The sequence below is a fragment of the Aerococcus viridans genome (assembly GCF_002083135.2).
GTDB lineage: Bacteria > Bacillota > Bacilli > Lactobacillales > Aerococcaceae > Aerococcus > Aerococcus viridans_C.
Map to the genome: position 1 here is coordinate 1,157,391 of NZ_NBTM02000001.1, position 19,611 is coordinate 1,177,001.

20 protein-coding genes, 1 riboswitch and 1 other annotated feature are annotated in these 19,611 nt (G+C 40.3%); of the genes, 17 read left to right on the forward strand and 3 right to left on the reverse strand.

The window, feature by feature from the left end:
* The first annotated feature begins 354 nt into the window (after window positions 1–354).
* Window positions 355–452, forward strand: a riboswitch (SAM riboswitch).
* 71 nt (window positions 453–523) lie between these two features.
* The gene (locus A6J77_RS05525) at window positions 524–838 is read left to right on the forward strand and encodes a hypothetical protein (protein ID WP_083068881.1); all 315 of its coding nucleotides are present in this window, start codon (window positions 524–526) and stop codon (window positions 836–838) included.
* A gap of 88 nt (window positions 839–926) precedes the next feature.
* Here the strand turns inward: A6J77_RS05525 and A6J77_RS05530 are convergent, their stop codons facing one another.
* Entirely contained in the window at window positions 927–1,775 is an 849-nt protein-coding gene (locus tag A6J77_RS05530; RefSeq protein ID WP_083068883.1) for an SDR family oxidoreductase, read from the reverse strand.
* A 100-nt stretch (window positions 1,776–1,875) separates the two neighbouring features.
* On the opposite strand from A6J77_RS05530, the gene A6J77_RS05535 reads away from it, so the two are divergent.
* The 10 genes from A6J77_RS05535 (at window position 1,876) to trpA (ending at window position 12,185) form a co-directional block, all read left to right on the forward strand.
* Window positions 1,876–2,349, forward strand: a complete 474-nt coding sequence (locus A6J77_RS05535) for an Rrf2 family transcriptional regulator (protein ID WP_083068885.1) — start codon at window positions 1,876–1,878, stop codon at window positions 2,347–2,349.
* 350 nt (window positions 2,350–2,699) lie between these two features.
* Window positions 2,700–2,949: a binding site (T-box leader), on the forward strand.
* Between the two features lie 57 nt (window positions 2,950–3,006).
* Window positions 3,007–4,284 carry an O-acetylhomoserine aminocarboxypropyltransferase/cysteine synthase family protein gene (locus A6J77_RS05540; RefSeq protein ID WP_083068886.1) on the forward strand — a complete coding sequence of 426 codons (1,278 nt, stop codon included), beginning with the start codon at window positions 3,007–3,009 and terminating at the stop codon, window positions 4,282–4,284.
* Window positions 4,285–4,702: 418 nt separating this feature from the next.
* Complete coding sequence (locus A6J77_RS05545) at window positions 4,703–4,897, forward strand: YwbE family protein (protein WP_059133858.1); 195 nt, start codon at window positions 4,703–4,705, stop codon at window positions 4,895–4,897.
* Window positions 4,898–5,777: 880 nt separating this feature from the next.
* The gene (locus A6J77_RS05550) at window positions 5,778–7,241 is read left to right on the forward strand and encodes an anthranilate synthase component I family protein (RefSeq protein ID WP_083068888.1); all 1,464 of its coding nucleotides are present in this window, start codon (window positions 5,778–5,780) and stop codon (window positions 7,239–7,241) included.
* 2 nt (window positions 7,242–7,243) lie between these two features.
* Window positions 7,244–7,831: an anthranilate synthase component II gene (locus A6J77_RS05555; RefSeq protein WP_083068890.1), complete on the forward strand. Its 588-nt coding sequence runs from the start codon at window positions 7,244–7,246 to the stop codon at window positions 7,829–7,831.
* Window positions 7,824–8,852, forward strand: coding sequence for an anthranilate phosphoribosyltransferase (gene trpD, locus A6J77_RS05560; RefSeq protein WP_083068892.1), 1,029 nt, complete (start codon window positions 7,824–7,826; stop codon window positions 8,850–8,852). The genes A6J77_RS05555 and trpD overlap by 8 nt, the downstream gene beginning before the upstream one ends.
* The gene (trpC, locus tag A6J77_RS05565; protein ID WP_083068894.1) at window positions 8,849–9,631 is read left to right on the forward strand and encodes an indole-3-glycerol phosphate synthase TrpC; all 783 of its coding nucleotides are present in this window, start codon (window positions 8,849–8,851) and stop codon (window positions 9,629–9,631) included. Before trpD ends, trpC begins: the two co-directional genes overlap by 4 nt.
* Window positions 9,631–10,245, forward strand: a complete 615-nt coding sequence (locus A6J77_RS05570) for a phosphoribosylanthranilate isomerase (protein WP_083068896.1) — start codon at window positions 9,631–9,633, stop codon at window positions 10,243–10,245. The genes trpC and A6J77_RS05570 overlap by 1 nt, the downstream gene beginning before the upstream one ends.
* Window positions 10,238–11,422, forward strand: a complete 1,185-nt coding sequence (gene trpB, locus A6J77_RS05575) for a tryptophan synthase subunit beta (protein ID WP_083068898.1) — start codon at window positions 10,238–10,240, stop codon at window positions 11,420–11,422. The genes A6J77_RS05570 and trpB overlap by 8 nt, the downstream gene beginning before the upstream one ends.
* The gene (trpA, locus tag A6J77_RS05580) at window positions 11,415–12,185 is read left to right on the forward strand and encodes a tryptophan synthase subunit alpha (protein WP_083068900.1); all 771 of its coding nucleotides are present in this window, start codon (window positions 11,415–11,417) and stop codon (window positions 12,183–12,185) included. Before trpB ends, trpA begins: the two co-directional genes overlap by 8 nt.
* A 265-nt stretch (window positions 12,186–12,450) precedes the next feature.
* Here trpA and A6J77_RS05585 read toward each other — a convergent pair whose 3' ends face one another.
* The gene (locus tag A6J77_RS05585) at window positions 12,451–12,831 is read right to left on the reverse strand and encodes a VOC family protein (RefSeq protein WP_083068902.1); all 381 of its coding nucleotides are present in this window, start codon (window positions 12,829–12,831) and stop codon (window positions 12,451–12,453) included.
* Between the two features lie 309 nt (window positions 12,832–13,140).
* A complete protein-coding gene (locus tag A6J77_RS05590; RefSeq protein ID WP_083068909.1) occupies window positions 13,141–13,623 on the reverse strand; it encodes an ECF transporter S component in 483 nt (160 codons plus the stop codon).
* 526 nt (window positions 13,624–14,149) lie between these two features.
* On the opposite strand from A6J77_RS05590, the gene A6J77_RS05595 reads away from it, so the two are divergent.
* The 6 genes from A6J77_RS05595 (at window position 14,150) to A6J77_RS05620 (ending at window position 19,373) form a co-directional block, all read left to right on the forward strand.
* Window positions 14,150–14,818: an RluA family pseudouridine synthase gene (locus tag A6J77_RS05595; RefSeq protein ID WP_083068917.1), complete on the forward strand. Its 669-nt coding sequence runs from the start codon at window positions 14,150–14,152 to the stop codon at window positions 14,816–14,818.
* A gap of 432 nt (window positions 14,819–15,250) precedes the next feature.
* Window positions 15,251–15,982, forward strand: coding sequence for a peroxide stress protein YaaA (gene yaaA / locus A6J77_RS05600; protein ID WP_083068919.1), 732 nt, complete (start codon window positions 15,251–15,253; stop codon window positions 15,980–15,982).
* A 262-nt stretch (window positions 15,983–16,244) separates the two neighbouring features.
* The gene (locus A6J77_RS05605) at window positions 16,245–16,892 is read left to right on the forward strand and encodes a DUF6241 domain-containing protein (RefSeq protein WP_083068921.1); all 648 of its coding nucleotides are present in this window, start codon (window positions 16,245–16,247) and stop codon (window positions 16,890–16,892) included.
* 193 nt (window positions 16,893–17,085) lie between these two features.
* On the forward strand, window positions 17,086–17,424 hold the full coding sequence (locus tag A6J77_RS05610) for a winged helix-turn-helix transcriptional regulator (protein ID WP_083068923.1): 339 nt from the start codon (window positions 17,086–17,088) through the stop codon (window positions 17,422–17,424).
* Between the two features lie 355 nt (window positions 17,425–17,779).
* A complete protein-coding gene (locus A6J77_RS05615; protein WP_083068925.1) occupies window positions 17,780–18,082 on the forward strand; it encodes an ArsR/SmtB family transcription factor in 303 nt (100 codons plus the stop codon).
* 106 nt (window positions 18,083–18,188) lie between these two features.
* Window positions 18,189–19,373 carry an NADH-dependent flavin oxidoreductase gene (locus A6J77_RS05620; RefSeq protein WP_083068927.1) on the forward strand — a complete coding sequence of 395 codons (1,185 nt, stop codon included), beginning with the start codon at window positions 18,189–18,191 and terminating at the stop codon, window positions 19,371–19,373.
* The last annotated feature ends 238 nt before the right edge of the window (window positions 19,374–19,611 follow it).

Genomic DNA, 19,611 nt, shown 5'->3' on the forward strand with positions numbered 1-19,611 from the left:
CATACTGTGTTTGAACAGGGATTTATATGTAAAATTCCCATATCTTTTTAAATAAATAATGATTATACTAGCTACTAGTATAGTTTGTAGATGCCTCTTAAAGCCAGATTACAGTCTTGCTTTAGGAGGTTTTATCATTTGGAAGATAGCTAGGATAATCAAACGTCAAATGGATGATGATAGTTTTGAAACGTCGAACTAGCGTCGCGTATAGGTATCATCATTTTTACTTCATAATTGTATGGATAAATAAGTCGAATAAAAGTTTGCTTATCTTAATTTAAATGTCTGCTTTCATCACGATTTGAAATCTATCCATACGTCTGGTATAATACGTATACAATCAAAGAACACAACTTATTCAGAGCAAGTGGAGGGATTTGGCCCTATGAAGCTTCAGCAACCTACCTTTGGCAAGGTGCTAATTCCAACTCGAAAGAGATAGATGAGTCTAACCAAGTTATTGGCACGACGAGTCGCGTTGTGCTTTTTTTATTGAATAAAATAACTAGGAGTGTGTCGAATGTTTAATGATGAGTGCGTAAATTTTAGTGAATTTGTAGATGGGATTGGCGCCCTAGGTTTTATGCCATATTTTCGTTTCCGCAGAAGTAAGACAGGGGACCCTAAGGAGCATGATCATATTGCTGTGATCTGTCGTGATGAGCCATGTTCTGGGGCACATATTGCTAGAGTTTGCGTGTGTTGTATAGGAAAAGTCCATGTTAATGATTATGATGGACTTAAGGAGGCAATAAGTCTTGAAACTTATGATCAATTGGTCAATTTGATTACTAATTTTTCCTATACAGATGTGGACTATAAAGCAATACGGTAGTAAAAAAGAGACCCTACTAGTTGCCGCTAAGGCTAGCTAGTAGAGTCTTTTGATTTTTTTTGAAGAAGGGTTTATTGAACGATATGAATTATTGAAGTAATTCTTTAAAGGCGTCTACAAGCGGTGTTAGCGGTTTGCCTAATACTTTTGCAAAGTCGTCTGATTGTACATCCAATACACCATTTTTGATGTCTTTTTGGATTGCTAGGAAGAAGCCTGCTACTGGTTCTGGTAATTGATTGTCAGTTAGATTTTTAACGAATGCTTCGTCGTTAGTTTCTAGAGGGGCAATTTCTTTACCTGTTGCTTCTGCTAGTGCTTTAGTTAAAGTCGCGTAGTCTACTGGTTTACCAGATAGTTCTAGGATTTCAGGGAAAGTTTTTTCACCAGCTAAAACGGTCGCAGCTGCTTCAGCGTATTCGCGGCGTAATGCCCAACCAGCTTTACCATTTTCAGCGGTGTATAATAGTTTACCACTGTTTAAAGCTGCACCTACTAGCGGTAGTTCATTTTCCAAGTACCAGTTGTTTCTTAAAATTGTAAATGGAATGCCGGATGCTTTGATGGCTTTTTCGGTATAACGGTGGTCAGTTGCTAAGTCGGCAGAAGATTGGTCTGCATGGGCGAAGCTTGTATAGGTGATAAAGCTAACGCCAGCTTCTTTAGCTGCATCAATTGCATTTTGATGTTCTTCTTGACGAGTGCCAGGTGCTGATGAAACTAGTAATAAGCGGTCAATACCTGTGAAGGCAGCTTTTAAAGATGCTTTATCTAAGTAATCGCCGATGTGTACTGTATAGCCAGCTTCAGCAAGTGGCGCAGCTTTTTCTTCGCTACGTGCTAAGATGTGGATATCTGATACGGGAACTAATGTATTTAATTTGTCTAATGCGAGCCCACCAAAGGCACCTGTTGCGCCAGTTACTAAATATTTCATGAATAAACACTCCTTTTTTCTACCTGTAATAATTAAAGTTACAGGGTAATCATAGTGAATGTGCTATAATAAGTCAAGAGAAAAGAGGTGGGATATTCAGATGAAACATTCAGTAAAGTTTAGTGATGCTATTCATATTTTAGTTTATATTGAGATGCTTCAAGGTACGGACTTATCTAGTGAAGTGATTGCCAAAAGTGTGAATGCTAATCCCGTTTCTGTTAGACGCATTATGAGTAGCCTTAAAAAGGCCGGCCTTATTATCAGCCAATCAGGAAAGGCTAATCCGCAATTAAGTAGAGAACCAGCGGCGATTTCTTTTTATGATATTTATCAAGCTATTGATGAAGAACAGCAAATATTCCGGGTGGATGAAAAAACAGCCCCAACTTGTGTTGTAGGGGGTAACATCCAAGGTGTATTAGCTGAAAAATATGATCAATTGCAACGTAGCGTCGAATTGGAGATGCAGCAAATCAACTTAGCGGATATTATCCACTCCGTCTCTCAAAGTGCCAATCAATCTGAATTAAACGACGAAGAAACCAAGCAAATACTTCAACGATTTTTATAAAAATAAGCTAAGTCGATAATACTTGTAGGTGGTATTTATGATGATAGGTTTCTCATAAAGCTTGAAACAACCCGTTTATTCTTTGGAATCGAAGGTGTTAATATAATCATCACAGGTTTAGAAAAAGTATCAGCAGTAATTTAATGAGTAAGTAAAAGTTGCGGAGAGATTACCTGTAAGCAAGAATTAAGTTGATGAAGGTATAAAACTAATTTTTAAAAAGTAATGCACTACATCTTATTAATATAGTGAATTACGCTTAACAAAAGATTTAAAATGAAAAAACAATTAAATATAAAAGGTTGACTTATCATCAAAATGACATTATTATATATCTAAATTGATATATGCAATACGCGATGATGGGATAAGTATTTTATGACCCTTGCTGAGAGAGCCTATGTGTGGTGGAAGTAGGTCAAGGAGATTAGAAGAAAATGGTCTTGGAGTATAATAGTTTGAGCCTAAGATAGGTGAGGATTATTCGGGAGCCCCCGTTACAGGGAAAGAGTACAATGATTTTTAGCGTACTCTGTGAGTTTATATTAGCAATAATATAATAAATTAAGGTGGTACCATGAAGTAGCTTTCATCCTTTGCATAAGCAAAGGATGGAAGCTTTTTTGATGAAAAATGATAAAATCGGGGGGATTTATTATGACAAAAGACTATAAAATTGAGACACAAGCCATTCACGCTGCCCAAACGATTGATGAAACAGGGTCACGCGCTGTTCCTTTACACCAAACAACAGCTTATGTTTTTGATGATGTTGCGCAAGGCGCTAATCGTTTTGCCTTAGCAGAAGGTGGCAATATTTATACGCGAATCACAAATCCTACTCAGGGCGTCTTTGAAGGTAGAGTGGCTGCTTTAGAAGGCGGTTCAGCTGGTTTGGCTGTCGCTTCGGGTATGACCGCTATTACTTATGCTATTCAAGTTTTAGCTAAAGCAGGAGACCATATTGTAGCGACAGCTAACCTATATGGCGGAAGCCACAACTTATTTGAACATACTTTCAAGGACTTCGGTATCGATGTAACGATAGTAGATACGAGTGATTTAGCGAATATGGACAAAGCTATTCAAGACAATACCAAGGCTGTATTTGTAGAAACAATCGGCAATCCGGCTGGAAATATTGAAGATATTAGTGGCTTAGCTGAAGTAGCACATAAGCATGGTATTCCATTAATCGTTGATAATACTTTTGCAACACCATATCTAGCGCGTCCTATTGAACATGGTGCAGATATCGTTGTCCATTCAGCGACTAAATTTATTGGTGGTCACGGTACGTCAATTGGTGGGGTAATTGTAGAAAGTGGACAGTTTGACTGGAAACAAAATGATAAGTTCCCAGGCTTAAGTCAAGCAGATCCAACTTATAATGATCTTGTTTTCGCAGATGCCTTTGGCCCAGCAGCATATACTACAAAAATTCGTGCGACGCTATTACGTGATACTGGGGCTTCAATTTCACCTTTCAATGCTTGGTTATTAGTTCAAGGCTTAGAATCATTACATGTACGTATGGATCGTCATGTTGAAAATGCAGAGAAAGTGGCTACATTCTTAGCACAACACGACAAAGTAGAATGGGTTGATTATGCGGGATTAGAAAGTAGCCCATATTATAGCTTAAAAGAAAAATACTTACCTCTAGGGGCAGGTTCAATCTTTACCTTTGGTGTTAAAGGTGGCTATGAAGGTGGGGTCAAATTCATTGAAAATCTAGAATTATTCTCTCTATTAGCGAATGTTGGAGATGCTAAATCATTAGTGGTTCACCCGGCTTCAATGACCCATAGTCAATTAACTGAAAAAAAATTAGCTGAAGGTGGCATTAAACCTGAAACAATCCGTTTATCTATCGGAATTGAAAATGTGGATGATATCATAGCTGACTTAGATAAAGCATTAGCTACGATTTAACGACTTAGTAATATATAGATTGATGTAGCAACAATTTTATATGTTATGCAGGCTATAATTGAATAGATTATAGCCTTTTTTATCCCAAAAATAATATTCGTGATTGTGCATATTACAATATAAAACATACAATCATACTTTCAATAATTTGAGAAAAACGAACGTTAAAAAGTTAGATAATTTTAGGTTGTTTGAGGACTGATATGGAGATTTTATGTTGGAAATAGAACCCGAATAATTATGCTACGGTATTTTATGTTGGTTTGTTGTTGGGATTATTACTGGTGATATTGGTAAAGGTACAGCGACTGGCTTTCCATTATTTTTAATATTAGCCTTTTTCGATGAACTTCTGATAAAATGGGTTAAACAAATGGTTGCGACTATAACAAATCGAGACCTGTAAAAGGAGTCCATCATGAACGAAGGTAATAAAAGAAGTAATATTCAAATTGGTAGCCAGGTAAAAATTGTTCAAAAACAGGACCAACGATCTGGAAAATTAACAGAGGGTATTGTGGGTAAAATCCTGACAAACTCTCAAAACCATCCACATGGTATTAAAGTCATGCTAGAAGATGGCACCGTTGGCCGAGTAAAGGAAATATTATAATTGAGATAAAACTTTCAAATAATTAGGAAGCTAGGTATCTACAACCTTAGTGGATACCTGGCTTTTTTATTGTTGCTTCGTTTGATTTATAATTTGGTGCTTGATTTGGAAGAAATGGTATATAGTATATTTAAGTTAAGTGGTAGCTGAAATCTAAATTCGCGCTGTAGTATTATTTGGCTAAATTTATGACTATTATTTTTGTTGATGTATGAAGCGAGAAAAGTCTTGTGAAGTTATAATAAGGAGAAAAGTTATGGTCAAAAGTTTAAATAATGAAAAAGAACTGAAAAGGATGCTCAATATAGGTAGTTTTAGAAACTTTTCCAAGGATAAAATTATGAATTTTGTTTCTGAGATACCTAAAATGGATAAAGAAGTTGCAATGAACATTTGATATAAATAATTAAAATATAATTATTTAAGCGTCCATTTTTTAATGTTTTGTTAATAAAACTCTTGACTTCTTTTTGCCTGTCCCGTTATACTCTAGTTAATCGAATAACAACTTCAAACCAATGAAGTGGAGATAACGGTGTAACGTGCAGTTACAGGGAGTGGGGATTACTGAGAGCCTCGCACAACGCAGTGCATCAAATGGACCACGGAGGGCGCAGTTAAAGGAAGTATATTTGGAGATAAACTTCTGATTATTCTGCGACGTGACGCATACGTCAGTTGCGAGGGATATGTTAGTATCCTGCAGAGCGTACAGGCGTAGTGTCTGTAAATTTAAGGTGGTACCGCGGATGTTTTTAGAGCACCCGTCCTTGACTTGTATTAGTCATGGATGGGTGCTTTTTCTGTTGTTTTCGCCCCGATCATCATGACTAGCCGTAATTTTATGATTTCAATAATGAATTAAAAGGAGCGTACGACAATGATTAAACCAAGTTTAGAAGAGGCGAGACAGTTAGGGAAAGACCATACGATTATCCCAATTGCTTTAGAAATTTTTTCCGATGTAGCAACCTCAATCGAAGTGCTAAGAACGATTAGCAAACAATCTGACCACTTTTACCTACTAGAGAGTGTGGTGAATAAGGATAACTGGAGTCGTTATTCTTTTCTTGGCTATAAACCAAACTTGTCGATCTACTCAATAGACGGTCAAGTAACCGTGCAAGAGGGTAAGCATGAAGAAAGCTTCCAAGCAGATGATCCACTAGCATCCTTGAACGATATCCTTGACCGTTATAAGAGTCCAAGTATTGATTATTTACCACCTTTTACAGGAGGTTTGGTTGGTTACTTGTCTTATGACTGCATCAAATATACGGAACCATCTCTACAGTTAACGAAAAATAACCCAGAAAATTTCCGGGACTACCATTTCATGTTGATGGATAAGGTCATTGCCTTTGACCATTTCCGCCAAAAGATTGTCTTAATCGTCAATATCGAAACCGACAAATTAGAAGAAAACTACATCAAAGGGGCTACAGACCTGAAGGATATGGAGCAGATGATTATGCGTCCAGACCCTGTTCGCGAGGAGGACTTGACCCAAGAGGTGGGCGACTTTGAAGCTTTGTTTAGCCAAGAAGATTACGAGCGTATCGTAGAGAAAATCCAACATCATATTGTGGAGGGTGACATCTTCCAAGCGGTGGTATCCAACCGGTTTAAGGCCCCATTTTCCGGGTCATTACTCCAAACTTATCGCCTGCTTCGGACGATTAATCCGTCACCTTACATGGTCTACATGCATTTCGATGACTTAGAAATCGCGTGTGCATCACCGGAAACCCTGGTCTCTGTTCGTAACGGGGTCGCTTCATCCTTCCCACTAGCCGGTACTGTACCGCGTGGGGCAACGGATGCGGAAGATAGGGCATTAGTTGAAGGCCTCTTGCAAAATGAAAAAGAGTTGGCCGAACATGACATGCTTGTTGACTTAGCCCGCAACGATATCGGAAAGGTCGCTGAATTCGGTACCCTAGAAGTCAGTGAATACAGAGCCATCAAGCAGTTTTCACACGTCAGCCACATTTCATCCAAGGTAACGGCCAAAGTCAGACCAAACGCGACTTGTTTAGATGTCTTAAAATCAGCACTACCAGCGGGTACTTTATCCGGTGCCCCTAAGATTCGGGCCTGCCAATTGATTGATGAAATTGAAAATACCAAACGAGGCCCATATGGCGGTGCTTTAGGCTATATCGACTTTGCCGGCAACATGGATATGTGTATCGGCATCCGGATGGCTGTCTTGAAGAATGACCAAGTCTTTGTCCAATCTGGCGCTGGGATTGTGGCAGATTCAGATCCTGAAAAAGAATACTTAGAAACGAAGAACAAGGCCAAAGCCATGATGACAGCATTAGGACACGAGGAGGCGTAACCATGATTTTACTGATTGATAACTACGACAGCTTTACCTACAATCTCTATCAATTGATCGGCAAGAATACGGATGAAGCCATCCAAGTTGTGCGAAATGACCAAGTCACCATCGATGAAATTATTGATTTAAATCCTTCACATATTGTCATCTCTCCTGGTCCAGGACGACCGGAGGATGCAGGCGTCACAGTAGCTGTCACCAAAGAATTGGCTGACCATTTTCCGATTTTAGGGGTTTGTCTAGGTCTTCAAGCGATGTGTCTAGCTTACGGCGCGGATATTATTCATGCCCAACCGGCTGTCCACGGGAAACAGTCAACCATTCATGTGGCGAGTGGGACTGAGATTTTTAGAGGGTTACCGCCAGTTGTGCCAGTAGCCCGCTACCATTCGCTGATTGCGGACCGACAAAGCATGCCGGATGAGCTACTAGTGATTGCCGAATCGGACAAGGGTGAGGTGATGGCTGTCCGTCACCGTAAACACCCAATGTTTGGTGTCCAGTTCCATCCCGAGTCGATACTGACACCTTCAGGCGAAACGATGATTCAGAATTTTCTTAAAGTAGGAGGAAATACACATGATTAACAAGGCGATTAATGAATTATTCTTAGGCAATGATTTATCTAAAGAAACGGCAGGCCAAGTCATGAACCAGATGATGGAAGGGGAAGCTACTGACAGTCAAATGGGTGCTTACCTTGCGGCTTTGCGGATGAAGGGTGAAACAATTGACGAAATTACTGCTTCAGCTGAAGTCATGCGTGATAAGGGCCTTAAATTATCCGCAAAAAAGGACGTCCTTGATATTGTTGGGACGGGTGGGGATGAGCTAAACTCCTTCAACATTTCAACCATTTCTGCCTTTGTCGTTGCGGCTGCTGGTGTTGCTGTAGCTAAACATGGTAACCGGTCAGTATCTAGTAAATGCGGATCAGCGGATGTATTGGAAGCCTTGGGCGCAAACATCTTCCTAACGGCGGATCAGAGTGCACAAATCTTAGAGGAAACAGACTTCTGCTTTATGATCGCCCAAACTTACCATTCAGCCATGAAACATGTGGCGCCTGTCCGTAAACAATTAGGTGCCCGTACGATGTTCAATATTTTAGGGCCCTTAGCCAATCCGGCTGGGGCAACCAAACAATTATTGGGTGTATACGACGAGAAATTAGTGGAACCACTTGCTCAAGTATTAAACCAATTGAATGTGAAACGGGCTATGGTCGTTCACGGTCATGACGGCTTGGACGAAATTACCATTACGGATACCACAACTATTTGCGAAGTCAATGATGGTAAGGTGACTAGCTACTTTATTACCCCAGAACAATTCGGCCTTGAACGCGGTCAATTGGGCGAGCTAATCGGTGGTGATCCAGAAGAGAATGCTCAGATTGCTTTAGATATCTTAAACGGTGAACAAGGTGCCCGCCGCAATATCGTTGTCATGAACGCGGCTTGTTGCCTGTACATGGGTAAAGATGAATTGTCTTTACGCGACTGTGTCCGTCTAGCTGAAGAAATGCTTGATTCAGGTAAGGCTAAAGCCAAATTAGATGAATTTATTGCCGCAACAAACCGCATTGGTCAGGAGGTCACTGTATGAGTATCTTAGATGAAATCGTCCTTGCCCGGGGAAAAAGGGTAGCCGAAGACAAGCTGAAAACACCTTTGAAAGACTTGTTAGCGACTTTGCCAGACCGTCATTTGCCACCCTTTGCTTTTGAACAAGCCTTGAAAGAAGGGGACATGTCCTTTATATGCGAAGTGAAGAAAGCCTCGCCATCAAAGGGTTTAATTGCTAAAGAGTTCCCTTATGTGGACATTGCCAAAGATTACCAAGCGGCTGGGGCAACGGCCTTGTCGGTTTTAACAGAAGAAGATTATTTCGAGGGGCGCAACCAATACTTACGGGAAATTAGCCAAGCAGTAGACATTCCCATTTTGCGGAAAGACTTTGTGATCGACCCTTATCAAATCTACCAAGCTCGGGCAATCGGGGCGGACGCCATATTATTGATTTGTGCAATCTTGAGTCCAGACCAGTTGGTAGCATACATTGCCTTAGCGGACGAATTGGGCTTGTCGGTTTTAGTGGAAGCCCATGACGCGGACGAAATTGCCATGGCCATTCAAGCAGGCAGCCGGATTATCGGGGTCAACAACCGAAATTTACATAACTTTGAAGTGGACTTCCAAAATTCGATTCGCTTGAGAAATCTGACGCCGGATGAAACGATCTTTGTTGCTGAGAGTGGGGTTAAGACAGCAGCGGATATCAAATTATTGCATGACAACCGAGTGGACGCGGTTTTAGTCGGTGAATCTATGATGTTGGCTGAGGATAAGCAAGCGAAATTAAGTGAACTTAAAGGGGCTTTGTAATGGTTAAGGTGAAAATTTGTGGCTTGAGACGGCCGGAAGATATTGAGGCAGCGAATGTGGCTAAACCAGATTATGTGGGTTTTATCTTTGTGCCAGAAACCAAGCGGTATGTGAAGCCTGACTTAGCGGCAAGTTTTAGACGTGATTTAGCTGCGGATATTCAAACGGTAGGCGTCTTTGTGAATGCCCCAATTGAAGAGATTGTGGCGATTTGTCAGGCGGGGACTATTGATTTAGTCCAGTTACACGGCGAAGAAGACCAGGCCTATATTGAACTTTTGAAGGGCCAAGTTGACCAAGACATTATCAAATCGGTTGCGGTTGGGGATGAATTGGTGGTGGATCCAAGTCAAGCGGACTATTTATTATTCGACAGCTTGAGTCCTAGCCGCGGTGGTTCGGGCAAGACTTTTAACTGGGAAATGGTGTCAGCATACCAAGATAAGCCCTTTTTCCTGGCTGGAGGTTTAGGGGTTGAAAATATTGAAGAGGCCTTAAAAGTGGTTCGGCCTTATGCGGTAGACGCGTCGTCGTCACTTGAAACTGATGGGGTCAAAGATCCAGTGAAAATGCAGGAATTCGTAGCGAAAATACGGGAGGTAACACATGACTAATGGTAGATTTGGCGACTTTGGTGGCCAGTATATTCCAGAAACCTTGATGGCTGAAGTGCAACGGGTGGAGGAAGCTTACAATTTTTATAAGAATGATGAGGCATTTCAGGCGGAGTTGACGACTTTATTAAATGATTATGCGGGTCGTCCATCGCGTTTGTATTATGCAGAGAATATGACGGCAGATTTAGGCGGGGCCAAGGTATATCTAAAAAGAGAAGACCTGAACCATACCGGGTCGCACAAAATTAATAACGTCCTAGGGCAAGCCTTGTTGGCGAAAAAAATGGGGAAAACCCGTTTAATTGCAGAAACTGGGGCTGGTCAGCACGGGGTGGCGACTGCAACAGCGGCAGCCTTATTGAAGATGGAATGTGAAATTTTTATGGGGCAAGAAGATACAGACCGGCAAGCTTTGAATGTCTTTCGGATGGAATTATTAGGGGCTAAGGTGAACAGCGTGGCTAAGGGAACCAAAACCTTGAAGGATGCGGTGAACGAAACTATGCGTGAATGGAGTAATCGGGTGGAAGATACGCATTATGTCCTAGGTTCAGTTATGGGGCCTCATCCATATCCAACTATGGTGCGGGACTTCCAAAGTGTGATTTCTCGTGAAATTAAAGATGAATTCCAGAAAAAACATGGGCAATTGCCGGATGCAGTCATTGCTTGCGTGGGTGGTGGGTCTAATGCGATTGGGACTTTCTACCACTTCATTGAAGACGAAGGGGTTCGTTTAATTGGTTGTGAAGCGGCTGGGAAAGGGATTCATACGACTCAACATGCAGCGACTATGGCCAAGGGGACGACAGGTATTTTCCACGGCATGAAGAGTTTATTCTGCCAAGATGAGTACGGTCAAATTGCCCCAGTTTATTCCATTTCAGCGGGTCTTGACTATCCAGGGATTGGGCCAGAACACGCCCGTTTAAATGAAGTTGGGCGTGCGGAATACGTACCAGTAACAGATGATGAAGCGGTGGCAGCTTTTGAATACCTATCTAAAATGGAAGGGATTATTCCAGCGATTGAATCTGCCCACGCTGTTGCTTACGCCCAAAAATTGGCGCCTACATTATCACCAGACGAAAGCATCGTGATTTGTCTATCAGGACGTGGGGACAAGGATGTGGCAGCCATTGCCCGTTATAAAGGAGAAGAGATTTATGAGTAAAATAGCTGAAGCATTCCAAAATAAAAAGGCCTTTATCACCTACTTAATGGCCGGTGATCCCAATCTAGACCAGTCAGTTGAAAATATTCTAGCTGCCCAAGAAGCAGGGGCTGACTTGATTGAAATCGGGATTCCTTTTTCAGATCCAATCGCTGAAGGGCCAGTTGTAGAAAATGCGAGTGTTCGGGCCTTATCAGCAGGAGTGCGCTTGAATAATGTCTTTGATATGGTGGCCTCATTGCAGAATAAAATCCGTGTGCCTTTGGTATTTATGACCTATTTAAACCCGGTTTTTGTATACGGTTATGACAATTTCTTCTCCAAGTGCCAGGAGATTGGGATTTCAGGGATTATCATTCCTGATTTACCATTCGAGGAGCAGGAGGAAGTGAAGGTTGTCGCAAGTCAGTATGGCATTGAGGTTATTACCTTGATTGCCCCGACTTCTAAAGACCGGATTAAGGAAGTAGCCAAAAAGGCAGAAGGCTTCATCTATCTAGTGTCGTCTATGGGTGTTACCGGTGTCCGGTCTAATATTACAACGGATATTTCTGCGATGGTGGCTGAAATTCGCGCTGTATCGGATATTCCGGTAGCAGTCGGTTTCGGGATTAACCAGCCAAGTCAAGTGAGAGAGATTGCAGCTAAAGCGGATGGCGTCATTGTAGGTAGCGGGATTGTGGGTTTAGTTGAAGCTCACGGAAATGATGCCAAGTCTCACATTTACGACTATGTTCATGAGATGCAAGCAGTCCTAAGGTAGCATGCTCTAGGAAATATTGGTACCAGTTGATGCTTTTGAAGAAAATACCGCTACTCCACCATAAACAATTAGCCTAGGCTAAAACCATCTTGTCTATCTATAAAGGGACTACATATACTATTTTTAAACGGGTGGGTAACCCTTATTAACCCTCATTTATACGCATGTTGAAGCGGACGAAATTGGTATTTCAATAGGGCCGAAAGAATAATAAAAAGGCGTTACCCCAAAGAATAAGGTAGCGCCTTTTAAAATGCTAAAAAGTTTATTTTTTACGTTTAACTTCGATTCTGTAACCATCTGGGTCAGTGACGAAGAAGTATGAAGGTGTGCCTCCTGAAAGACCTTTTAAGTCGCCAGTTTCATAAGCAGATGCTTTACAAATTTCATGCATAGCTTCTAAATCTTCAACAGTTACACCTAAATGGCTAAAGCCGTCTCCAATAGTATATGGCTCTGCGTCATAGTTGTAAGTCAACTCGATTTGGACATTTGAACCCGGTGAATTTAAGTAGATTAAATCAAATTTATTCTCCGGAAACTCTCTGCGGCTAGCTACCTCAAAATCAAATAGATTTGTATAGAAGTCTAAAGTCGCATCAATATCTCTAACACGTAAACAAATTTCAACAAGTACTTGGCTCATTATAAATACCCCCATTATTTTTGATTAATTTCATCATAACATATATGAGAAATACAGTCGTATGATATGGATTATTCAATTAGGATATGAAGAATTCCGAGCATTATCTCTAAGATGAATATATAAAGAAATAATCTGTGGTTAGTTTAGCAACCTTTCTGAAATGTTATGAAGATACAACACTTCGACAAGATGAAGAGGGCAGTATTAAATCAAATTTTAGAAAAACTTTCTTTAACTGCTTCACAATAACAAACTAAAATGACCACTAATACATCAACTATGTTAGTGGTCATTTGATTAATAAGATTATAAATAACTTTGAATAACTGGTTTTAACCTGATACTGATTGGGATAGCGATCAAGACCCCTACACCAGATTGTAGAATGTTAGTGAACAAGCCAGCAATCGCTGCAGCAGCCGTACCATATAAGATCCAGCTAGCAATCGCATAACCGACAATCATCACAACTGCGGATAAAACTAAATATAATACTTTTTCTTTACGGCCTTTATCTTTGGCTAAACCAGCAATATATCCCTGCGCTCCATGGATAAGTGCTGAGAAGATAATCCACTGTGCATAGCCTGAGAGTAAGTCAATTAAACCACCACTCATAGCACCGACCACCAAGCCGCCTATTGGCCCAAACACCAGTGAAGCTGTAACGATACCTACATCAGCGAATGTGAAGAATCCATTCGATGCAGGAACAGGAATAATGATAAATAAAGAAATGGCTACAACTAATGCGGCCGTAACAGCATAAAATGCGTATTGTTTTTTCATATAAATTTTCTCCCTAACCATATTAAATTAAAAACTTCTATATAAATGAATTTTTTATTAGATAATATGTATGATTTTAATCCAATCTTTATCATATCATTTGGTGAGAAATAAATAAAGATTAATAAAACGTTTACATTTTTATTTACCTACAAAAAAACAATAACCGAATGAAATTGAATCTTTAATGATTGAATATTATTCATAATATATTTAATAACTTAATCATTCTAAGAAGAATGTCATAAAACGTAAAGGGGGATATTAACATAAAAGGTGCAGCTGAAACAATCTTTGAAATACTAAGCAAGTTTGATACTATCTTAAAGATGTTTGTCTATCGTTAACATTTGAAAAACGAAATATGTACTGGTTGTGTGACTTTCTAAACACCGTTAGCATGAGCTTCTACTACTTTTTAATGTATAAAATTACCGATTTTTATTTATAAAAACCTATCTAAATTTGGGAAAGCTAACGTGATATGCTATGGTGGGGCCACTATGTTTGAAAAGGAGTAGAGGCAATGGACGTGCCGATTTTATATGAGGATAATCATTTATTATTGGTTCAAAAACCAGTAAATATACCAGTTCAAGGCGACCAAAGTGGGGATAAAGACTTACTTACCCACCTAAAAGAGGATATCAAATACCGCTATCAAAAACCGGGTAATGTCTATTTAGGATTAGTACATCGACTAGACCGTCCGGTTGGTGGGGCAATGGTATTCGCCAAGACTTCAAAAGCCGCGTCAAGATTATCTGACCAGGTTCGGCGGAATGCGATGGAACGGACCTATCTTGCGGTGGTCAATGGGAAACCGAAACAGGCTAGCAACCGCCTTGTGGATTACCTGTACAAAAACCGACAAAAGAATAAAGTGTCAATTGTTTCAGAGCACCATAAAGAAGGGAAAAAGGCTATCCTAGATTATAGTGTTATCGCATCTAAAGACGGACTCAGTCTAGTTAGTGTGCAATTACAGACCGGTCGCCCCCATCAAATTAGGGTCCAACTGGCGGGACTTGGAACGCCTATTTGGGGGGATCAAAAATATGGTGAACAATATAGTAAAGTGGGTCAACAAATTGCTTTGTGGGCGCATAGTCTGACCTTACACCACCCTGTTCAAAAGACCCCAATCACTGTAGAATCCCCCTTGCCAGAAGCTTATCCTTGGAATATTTGGTAAAAATAACGAAAAAAAGCATTGCCCAAAATTTCAGGCAATGCTTTTTTAATCGGCTTTCAATAGTCAGAATGGAAGTGGTGGGCAATTTTTGTCCCGATCTTTATTTAATCCGATACTTGATTCTATGTGTAATCCTTACGGCCTAATCCACAAATAGGTTTTCTAGATTGTAGCCATCTGGGTATAAGTCGCTGTCTTTTTTATTTAATTGCAATTGCCTCGCCGATTCCTGAAGTCCCACCAAAAATCAAAGCAACACTACCGTCTATTTTCCTCATTAAAATCATCCGTTCTCATTTCAATTATTTGTTACTTTTAGCATAGGGGATTTGGACCAAAGTTGCTAACAATTCAAATGGCAATCATTTGGCCAATCGTTACAGAATAAGCTAAACTAGGACCATAGATGATAAGTGTTAGGACGAGTGAACAATGAAAATTATTTTTGCCCCAGCTAAAGAAATGAGAATAGATAAACTTTCAACAGATAAACCGATATATTCAGCCACTACCCAAGCCATTATCCAAACCCTACAAGCCCAGTCAGATGACCAGTTGAAAAAACTTTACAAAATTTCTGACCAACAAGTGTCACAAGTCAAAGACTATATCCGACACTTAAATACGGGTCCTACCTACCAAGCCCTGGACCTCTATAACGGCCTCGCCTTCCGTCAAATCGATGTAGACCTTGTAGATTCAAAAATCGCAAGCTATTTAGACCAACATTTCCGCATCCTATCCGCCTTATACGGCCCAGTTAAAGCCACCGACCCCATCCGCCCCTACCGACTCGATTTCAACACACCCCTTAAAGTCAACGGCCAAAACTTGCGCCACCTATGGGGAAGTGATTTTAATGACTTTTTTGAAAAGGGGGAAACAGTCTTAAATCTGGCGAGCCAGGAGTTTTCAGTGATGCTGGACCAAGGGCGCTACCATTGGATTGACTTTGAATTCTACGAATACGACCCAAACAAGGCGGATGGATTGAAAAAACATTCAACCATTTCTAAAAAGGGGCGTGGTAAGATGGTTGCCTTTTTAGTGAGCAATCAAATTAAAAATCTTACAGATATTCAAAAATTCGACGCTGACGGTTATCGATTTGACTTAGACCACTCAAATGATAATAAGTTCGTATTTATTAAGCAAAGAAGTTAAATTATGAAGCCGTTTATGATAAGGTGGTTAAAATGGACGAGGGGCGCTTTAAAATTATTTCACTGGCAAAGTTTGGGAGGGTTTAGATGAAAGTAACACGCCATAGATTTGACTGGAAATAAGCACCTGCTTGGACAGTCACTATCGGCTTAATCGGGAAACGGGTATTTTTCTAGTGAACAATGACACCTTATAGAGAGAACGGGGTGTCAATTCAACAGAATTTGTAGATGAAGAAAAAGTATTTTGGGAGGATCTATCTTTGAAAAAGGTATTAAATGCATTTTTAGTTTTTTTAGCACTAGTAGTCGCGGGTGGGATTGTTGCTGTGGTCTACTTTAGTGTAAGTGAATCAGGCGAATCGAGTACCACCGCCGCGTCAAGTTCAGTAGCGTCGTCTACAAGTTCTACAGCTTCAAGTTCAGAATCAAGTGCTTCATCTGAATTAGAAGAGAGCGAATCTGAAGAAGCAGAGGATTCAGAATATGAAGGTTCAGAAATCGAAAAAGCGCTTGCTCAAGAAGCGGAAACCAAGGTATTAATGGGTAGAGAATTATATGGTTCTTGGTTGCATATTGATATTACCCAAGAAAGCCAATTTCTAAATGCCATCCACTATATGACCCATCAAAAAGTTCAAGCCAACTCGAAACAGGGGGCGTTAGAAATCACACCAGAAAGAATCGCTATCATGCTTGAACAAGCTGAAGCATTTAGTGACTCTGAACACTATCCTTTCTACATTGAAGTGTTAACCGCTTGGAACGAAGGGGACTTCTCAAATGCCGTTTACGCCCACAATTACGTGTGGAACAACAAAGATGGGGATATCGGGGAAGCCTATGCCTTGTCAGATGATGATCAAGAAGCTGCCTTTGTGGAAGCTAACTTTAGAAATGTAGATATGTAACAGTTTGTTAGTATAATAAGGTAAAATAGGTTTGAGATCATCATGTCTCAGCCTTTTTTGCCTAATGAAATATATAAAAGGTGACTTTCCTATCCAAGGTGCAAAGTTTTTCTGAACTTAACCATACTGTGGTATCTTTAATAGCGTTATCTTTAATAATGATTCAGTTCAAAAGTCTGAATGGAGGGATACAATGCTTATCGAATTTAATAACAAGGAATTCTATACAACAAAGGATTTGGCGCTATCGATTATCGGTGGTAAATGGAAGATTCCCATCATTTATCATTTATTGCAAAAGGAAGTGCTACGATTAAGCGAGTTTGAGCGCTTGTTGCCAGACATCAATCAACGGATGCTCGTTCGACAACTCAGAGAATTAGAACGCGACCAGGTGATTGAAAGAATAGTCTATCAAGAGTTGCCACCAAAAGTTGAATACAAGCTAACGGATATTGGTAAGAGACTGGATAATGTCGTCTATGCAATTTGTGACTGGGGCGACGAATTTCTAGAAGACTTGTCAAAATGACTTGTGCCAGTCAATCTAAAAAACTAAAACACGCCGCTATACTGAAAGGAGAATCAGTATGACGGCGTGTTTTTTGGAAAGTTTCTTTTAACTGATGAGTAAGCTCATGTATAAAATGGGGGGGTTTCGCATTTGATGACCTGGTTTAGCAACTAGGTTGCCATATACAGAATATTTGTCCATAGCGATTCTCCTTTAAGGATTTAAAGCGACGGTTGTTATCTCTATTTTCATGTGTTCAAATTGCATATACAAAAGATATTCAAAAATTTAGCTTGTTTGAGCCGATTCATTTTACATAGCGAAATAACTCGATATGATTGTTTTATGTTTTTGAAAAAGGGGAGGTGATTATTTGGCGGCGATAGATATTTTTAAAGCTTTAGCAAATGAACACCGCTCAGAGATTATGCACTATTTGAAGAATCCAACGGCTTATTTCTCACATGAAACGGATGCTGATATGACGGAACACGGGGTTTGTGTGGGGGAAATTCAACGGGTGCTAGGGCTTACCCAGTCTACAACTTCTCATTATTTAACCATGATGAGTAAGGCTGGTTTGGTGACCCCAACTCGGCTTGGTAAGTGGACGTACTACCGTCGCAATGAGGCCGCAATTCAAGAATTAAGCAAGTTTATAGATAAGGAAATATAGGAACTAGCTAATCAGCGACCTATATTTTTACCCAAACATATCGAATTTTATCGATATAACAGTCGGAAATAAATGCTGAAGAAAATCTATATAAGGAGCTAGCAGAATGACAAACAAATTAACGGACAAAGTAACCCTACGTCACGGAGCCGTTTTAAATAACCGGGTAGCCATGTCACCCATGCAATCCCAATCTGGTAAACGCAACGGATTTGTGAGCGACGACACCTTGAAATACTACGGTTCCCGGTCACAAGCAGGAGGTTTAATCGTCACTGAATTCCATTATGTCAGTGAAAACGGTGGACCTGCCTACCATCCTGGCTACCCAGAACAATTAGCGGTTTATTCTGATGCCCATTTGGACGGTCTAACAAAATTAGCGACAGCTATGAAGAAAGATGGCAACAAAGCTGTCCTACAAATCCACCACTCAGGTCGAGCAGCAGTAGGTCAAGCAATTTCTGGTCAAGACGTTGTGGCACCATCAGCCATTGACTTCGATTTCTTATCTTATCCAGTGCGTGAATTAACTGGTCAAGAAATTGAAGACATCATCAAAGACTTTGGTCGGGCAACGACTCGTGCGATAAAAGCCGGTTTTGATGGGGTTGAAATCCACGGAGCCAACCACTACCTATTGCAACAATTCTTTTCAGCCTTTTCAAACCAGCGAAACGACCAATGGGGTGGTAGCCTTGAGAAACGCATGGCCTTTCCACTAGCAGTTGTGAAAGAAGTGAAACGCGTAGTCGCTGAACAAGCGCCAAGCAATTTTATTATTGGTTATCGACTTAGCCCTGAAGAAATTCACGGCGATGTGGTTGGTTACGACTACAGAGATGCTACAGCCTTAGTCTCTGAAATTGTGAAAAATGAACTCGACTATATTCACCTATCATTATGGGGAGGCTACAACTCTACACCAAATGGCGTGGATGAATCATATGCTAAATTATTTAAGGCCGTATTAGATGACCAAACTAAATTGTTAGCGGTTGGTGGTGTCTTTGACGAAGAAAGTGCTAAAGATGCAGTAGAAAACTATACAGATATCGTTGTTGTTGGCCGTGGTACGCTAGTAGACCCACAATTTGGCCGTAAGATCCAAGAAGGGCGCGGAAATGAGATCTTCCATGAAATTAGCCCAGAAAACATGGACTATGTCTCATGGACAGAAGGGCTGAAAGAAGCCTACTCTCGTGAAGATTCATTAGGCTTACCTCCACTACCAGGTGGTGAAACCATTCGACACTTACATACAGGTCGTTATGACATGTTAGGGAAATAAATAATAGTATTTTAGGAGAGGCTGGGACAAAAAAGGCTTAGTTAACTAAATAAAGAGAGGAAAAAGATTGGTTCTTTTACAAATAGTGTTGGTAAATAATTTCAAAGCACACGAATACGTTTTTTAGTTTTTAATAATAATTAAGAAATCAATAAAGTTAAATGCCATGCACGCTGTGATGTGTCTGGCTTTTTTCTTCCCTTTAGGCAAGGGAAATGACCAATGAGATAACATTTCT

Excerpts from the sequence above, each read along its gene's own strand:
- A6J77_RS05555 (WP_083068890.1), top strand. The coding sequence starts at position 7,244 with ATGATTTTACTGATTGATAACTACGACAGCTTTACCTACAATCTCTAT.
- trpA (WP_083068900.1), top strand. The coding sequence starts at position 11,415 with ATGAGTAAAATAGCTGAAGCATTCCAAAATAAAAAGGCCTTTATCACC.
- A6J77_RS05585 (WP_083068902.1), bottom strand. The coding sequence starts at position 12,831 with ATGAGCCAAGTACTTGTTGAAATTTGTTTACGTGTTAGAGATATTGAT.
- A6J77_RS05595 (WP_083068917.1), top strand. The coding sequence starts at position 14,150 with ATGGACGTGCCGATTTTATATGAGGATAATCATTTATTATTGGTTCAA.
- A6J77_RS05620 (WP_083068927.1), top strand. The coding sequence starts at position 18,189 with ATGACAAACAAATTAACGGACAAAGTAACCCTACGTCACGGAGCCGTT.
- A6J77_RS05545 (WP_059133858.1), top strand. The coding sequence starts at position 4,703 with ATGAACGAAGGTAATAAAAGAAGTAATATTCAAATTGGTAGCCAGGTA.
- trpD (WP_083068892.1), top strand. The coding sequence starts at position 7,824 with ATGATTAACAAGGCGATTAATGAATTATTCTTAGGCAATGATTTATCT.
- A6J77_RS05550 (WP_083068888.1), top strand. The coding sequence starts at position 5,778 with ATGATTAAACCAAGTTTAGAAGAGGCGAGACAGTTAGGGAAAGACCAT.
- trpC (WP_083068894.1), top strand. The coding sequence starts at position 8,849 with ATGAGTATCTTAGATGAAATCGTCCTTGCCCGGGGAAAAAGGGTAGCC.
- A6J77_RS05535 (WP_083068885.1), top strand. The coding sequence starts at position 1,876 with ATGAAACATTCAGTAAAGTTTAGTGATGCTATTCATATTTTAGTTTAT.
- A6J77_RS05530 (WP_083068883.1), bottom strand. The coding sequence starts at position 1,775 with ATGAAATATTTAGTAACTGGCGCAACAGGTGCCTTTGGTGGGCTCGCA.
- yaaA (WP_083068919.1), top strand. The coding sequence starts at position 15,251 with ATGAAAATTATTTTTGCCCCAGCTAAAGAAATGAGAATAGATAAACTT.
- A6J77_RS05590 (WP_083068909.1), bottom strand. The coding sequence starts at position 13,623 with ATGAAAAAACAATACGCATTTTATGCTGTTACGGCCGCATTAGTTGTA.
- A6J77_RS05525 (WP_083068881.1), top strand. The coding sequence starts at position 524 with ATGTTTAATGATGAGTGCGTAAATTTTAGTGAATTTGTAGATGGGATT.
- A6J77_RS05610 (WP_083068923.1), top strand. The coding sequence starts at position 17,086 with ATGCTTATCGAATTTAATAACAAGGAATTCTATACAACAAAGGATTTG.
- A6J77_RS05540 (WP_083068886.1), top strand. The coding sequence starts at position 3,007 with ATGACAAAAGACTATAAAATTGAGACACAAGCCATTCACGCTGCCCAA.
- trpB (WP_083068898.1), top strand. The coding sequence starts at position 10,238 with ATGACTAATGGTAGATTTGGCGACTTTGGTGGCCAGTATATTCCAGAA.
- A6J77_RS05570 (WP_083068896.1), top strand. The coding sequence starts at position 9,631 with ATGGTTAAGGTGAAAATTTGTGGCTTGAGACGGCCGGAAGATATTGAG.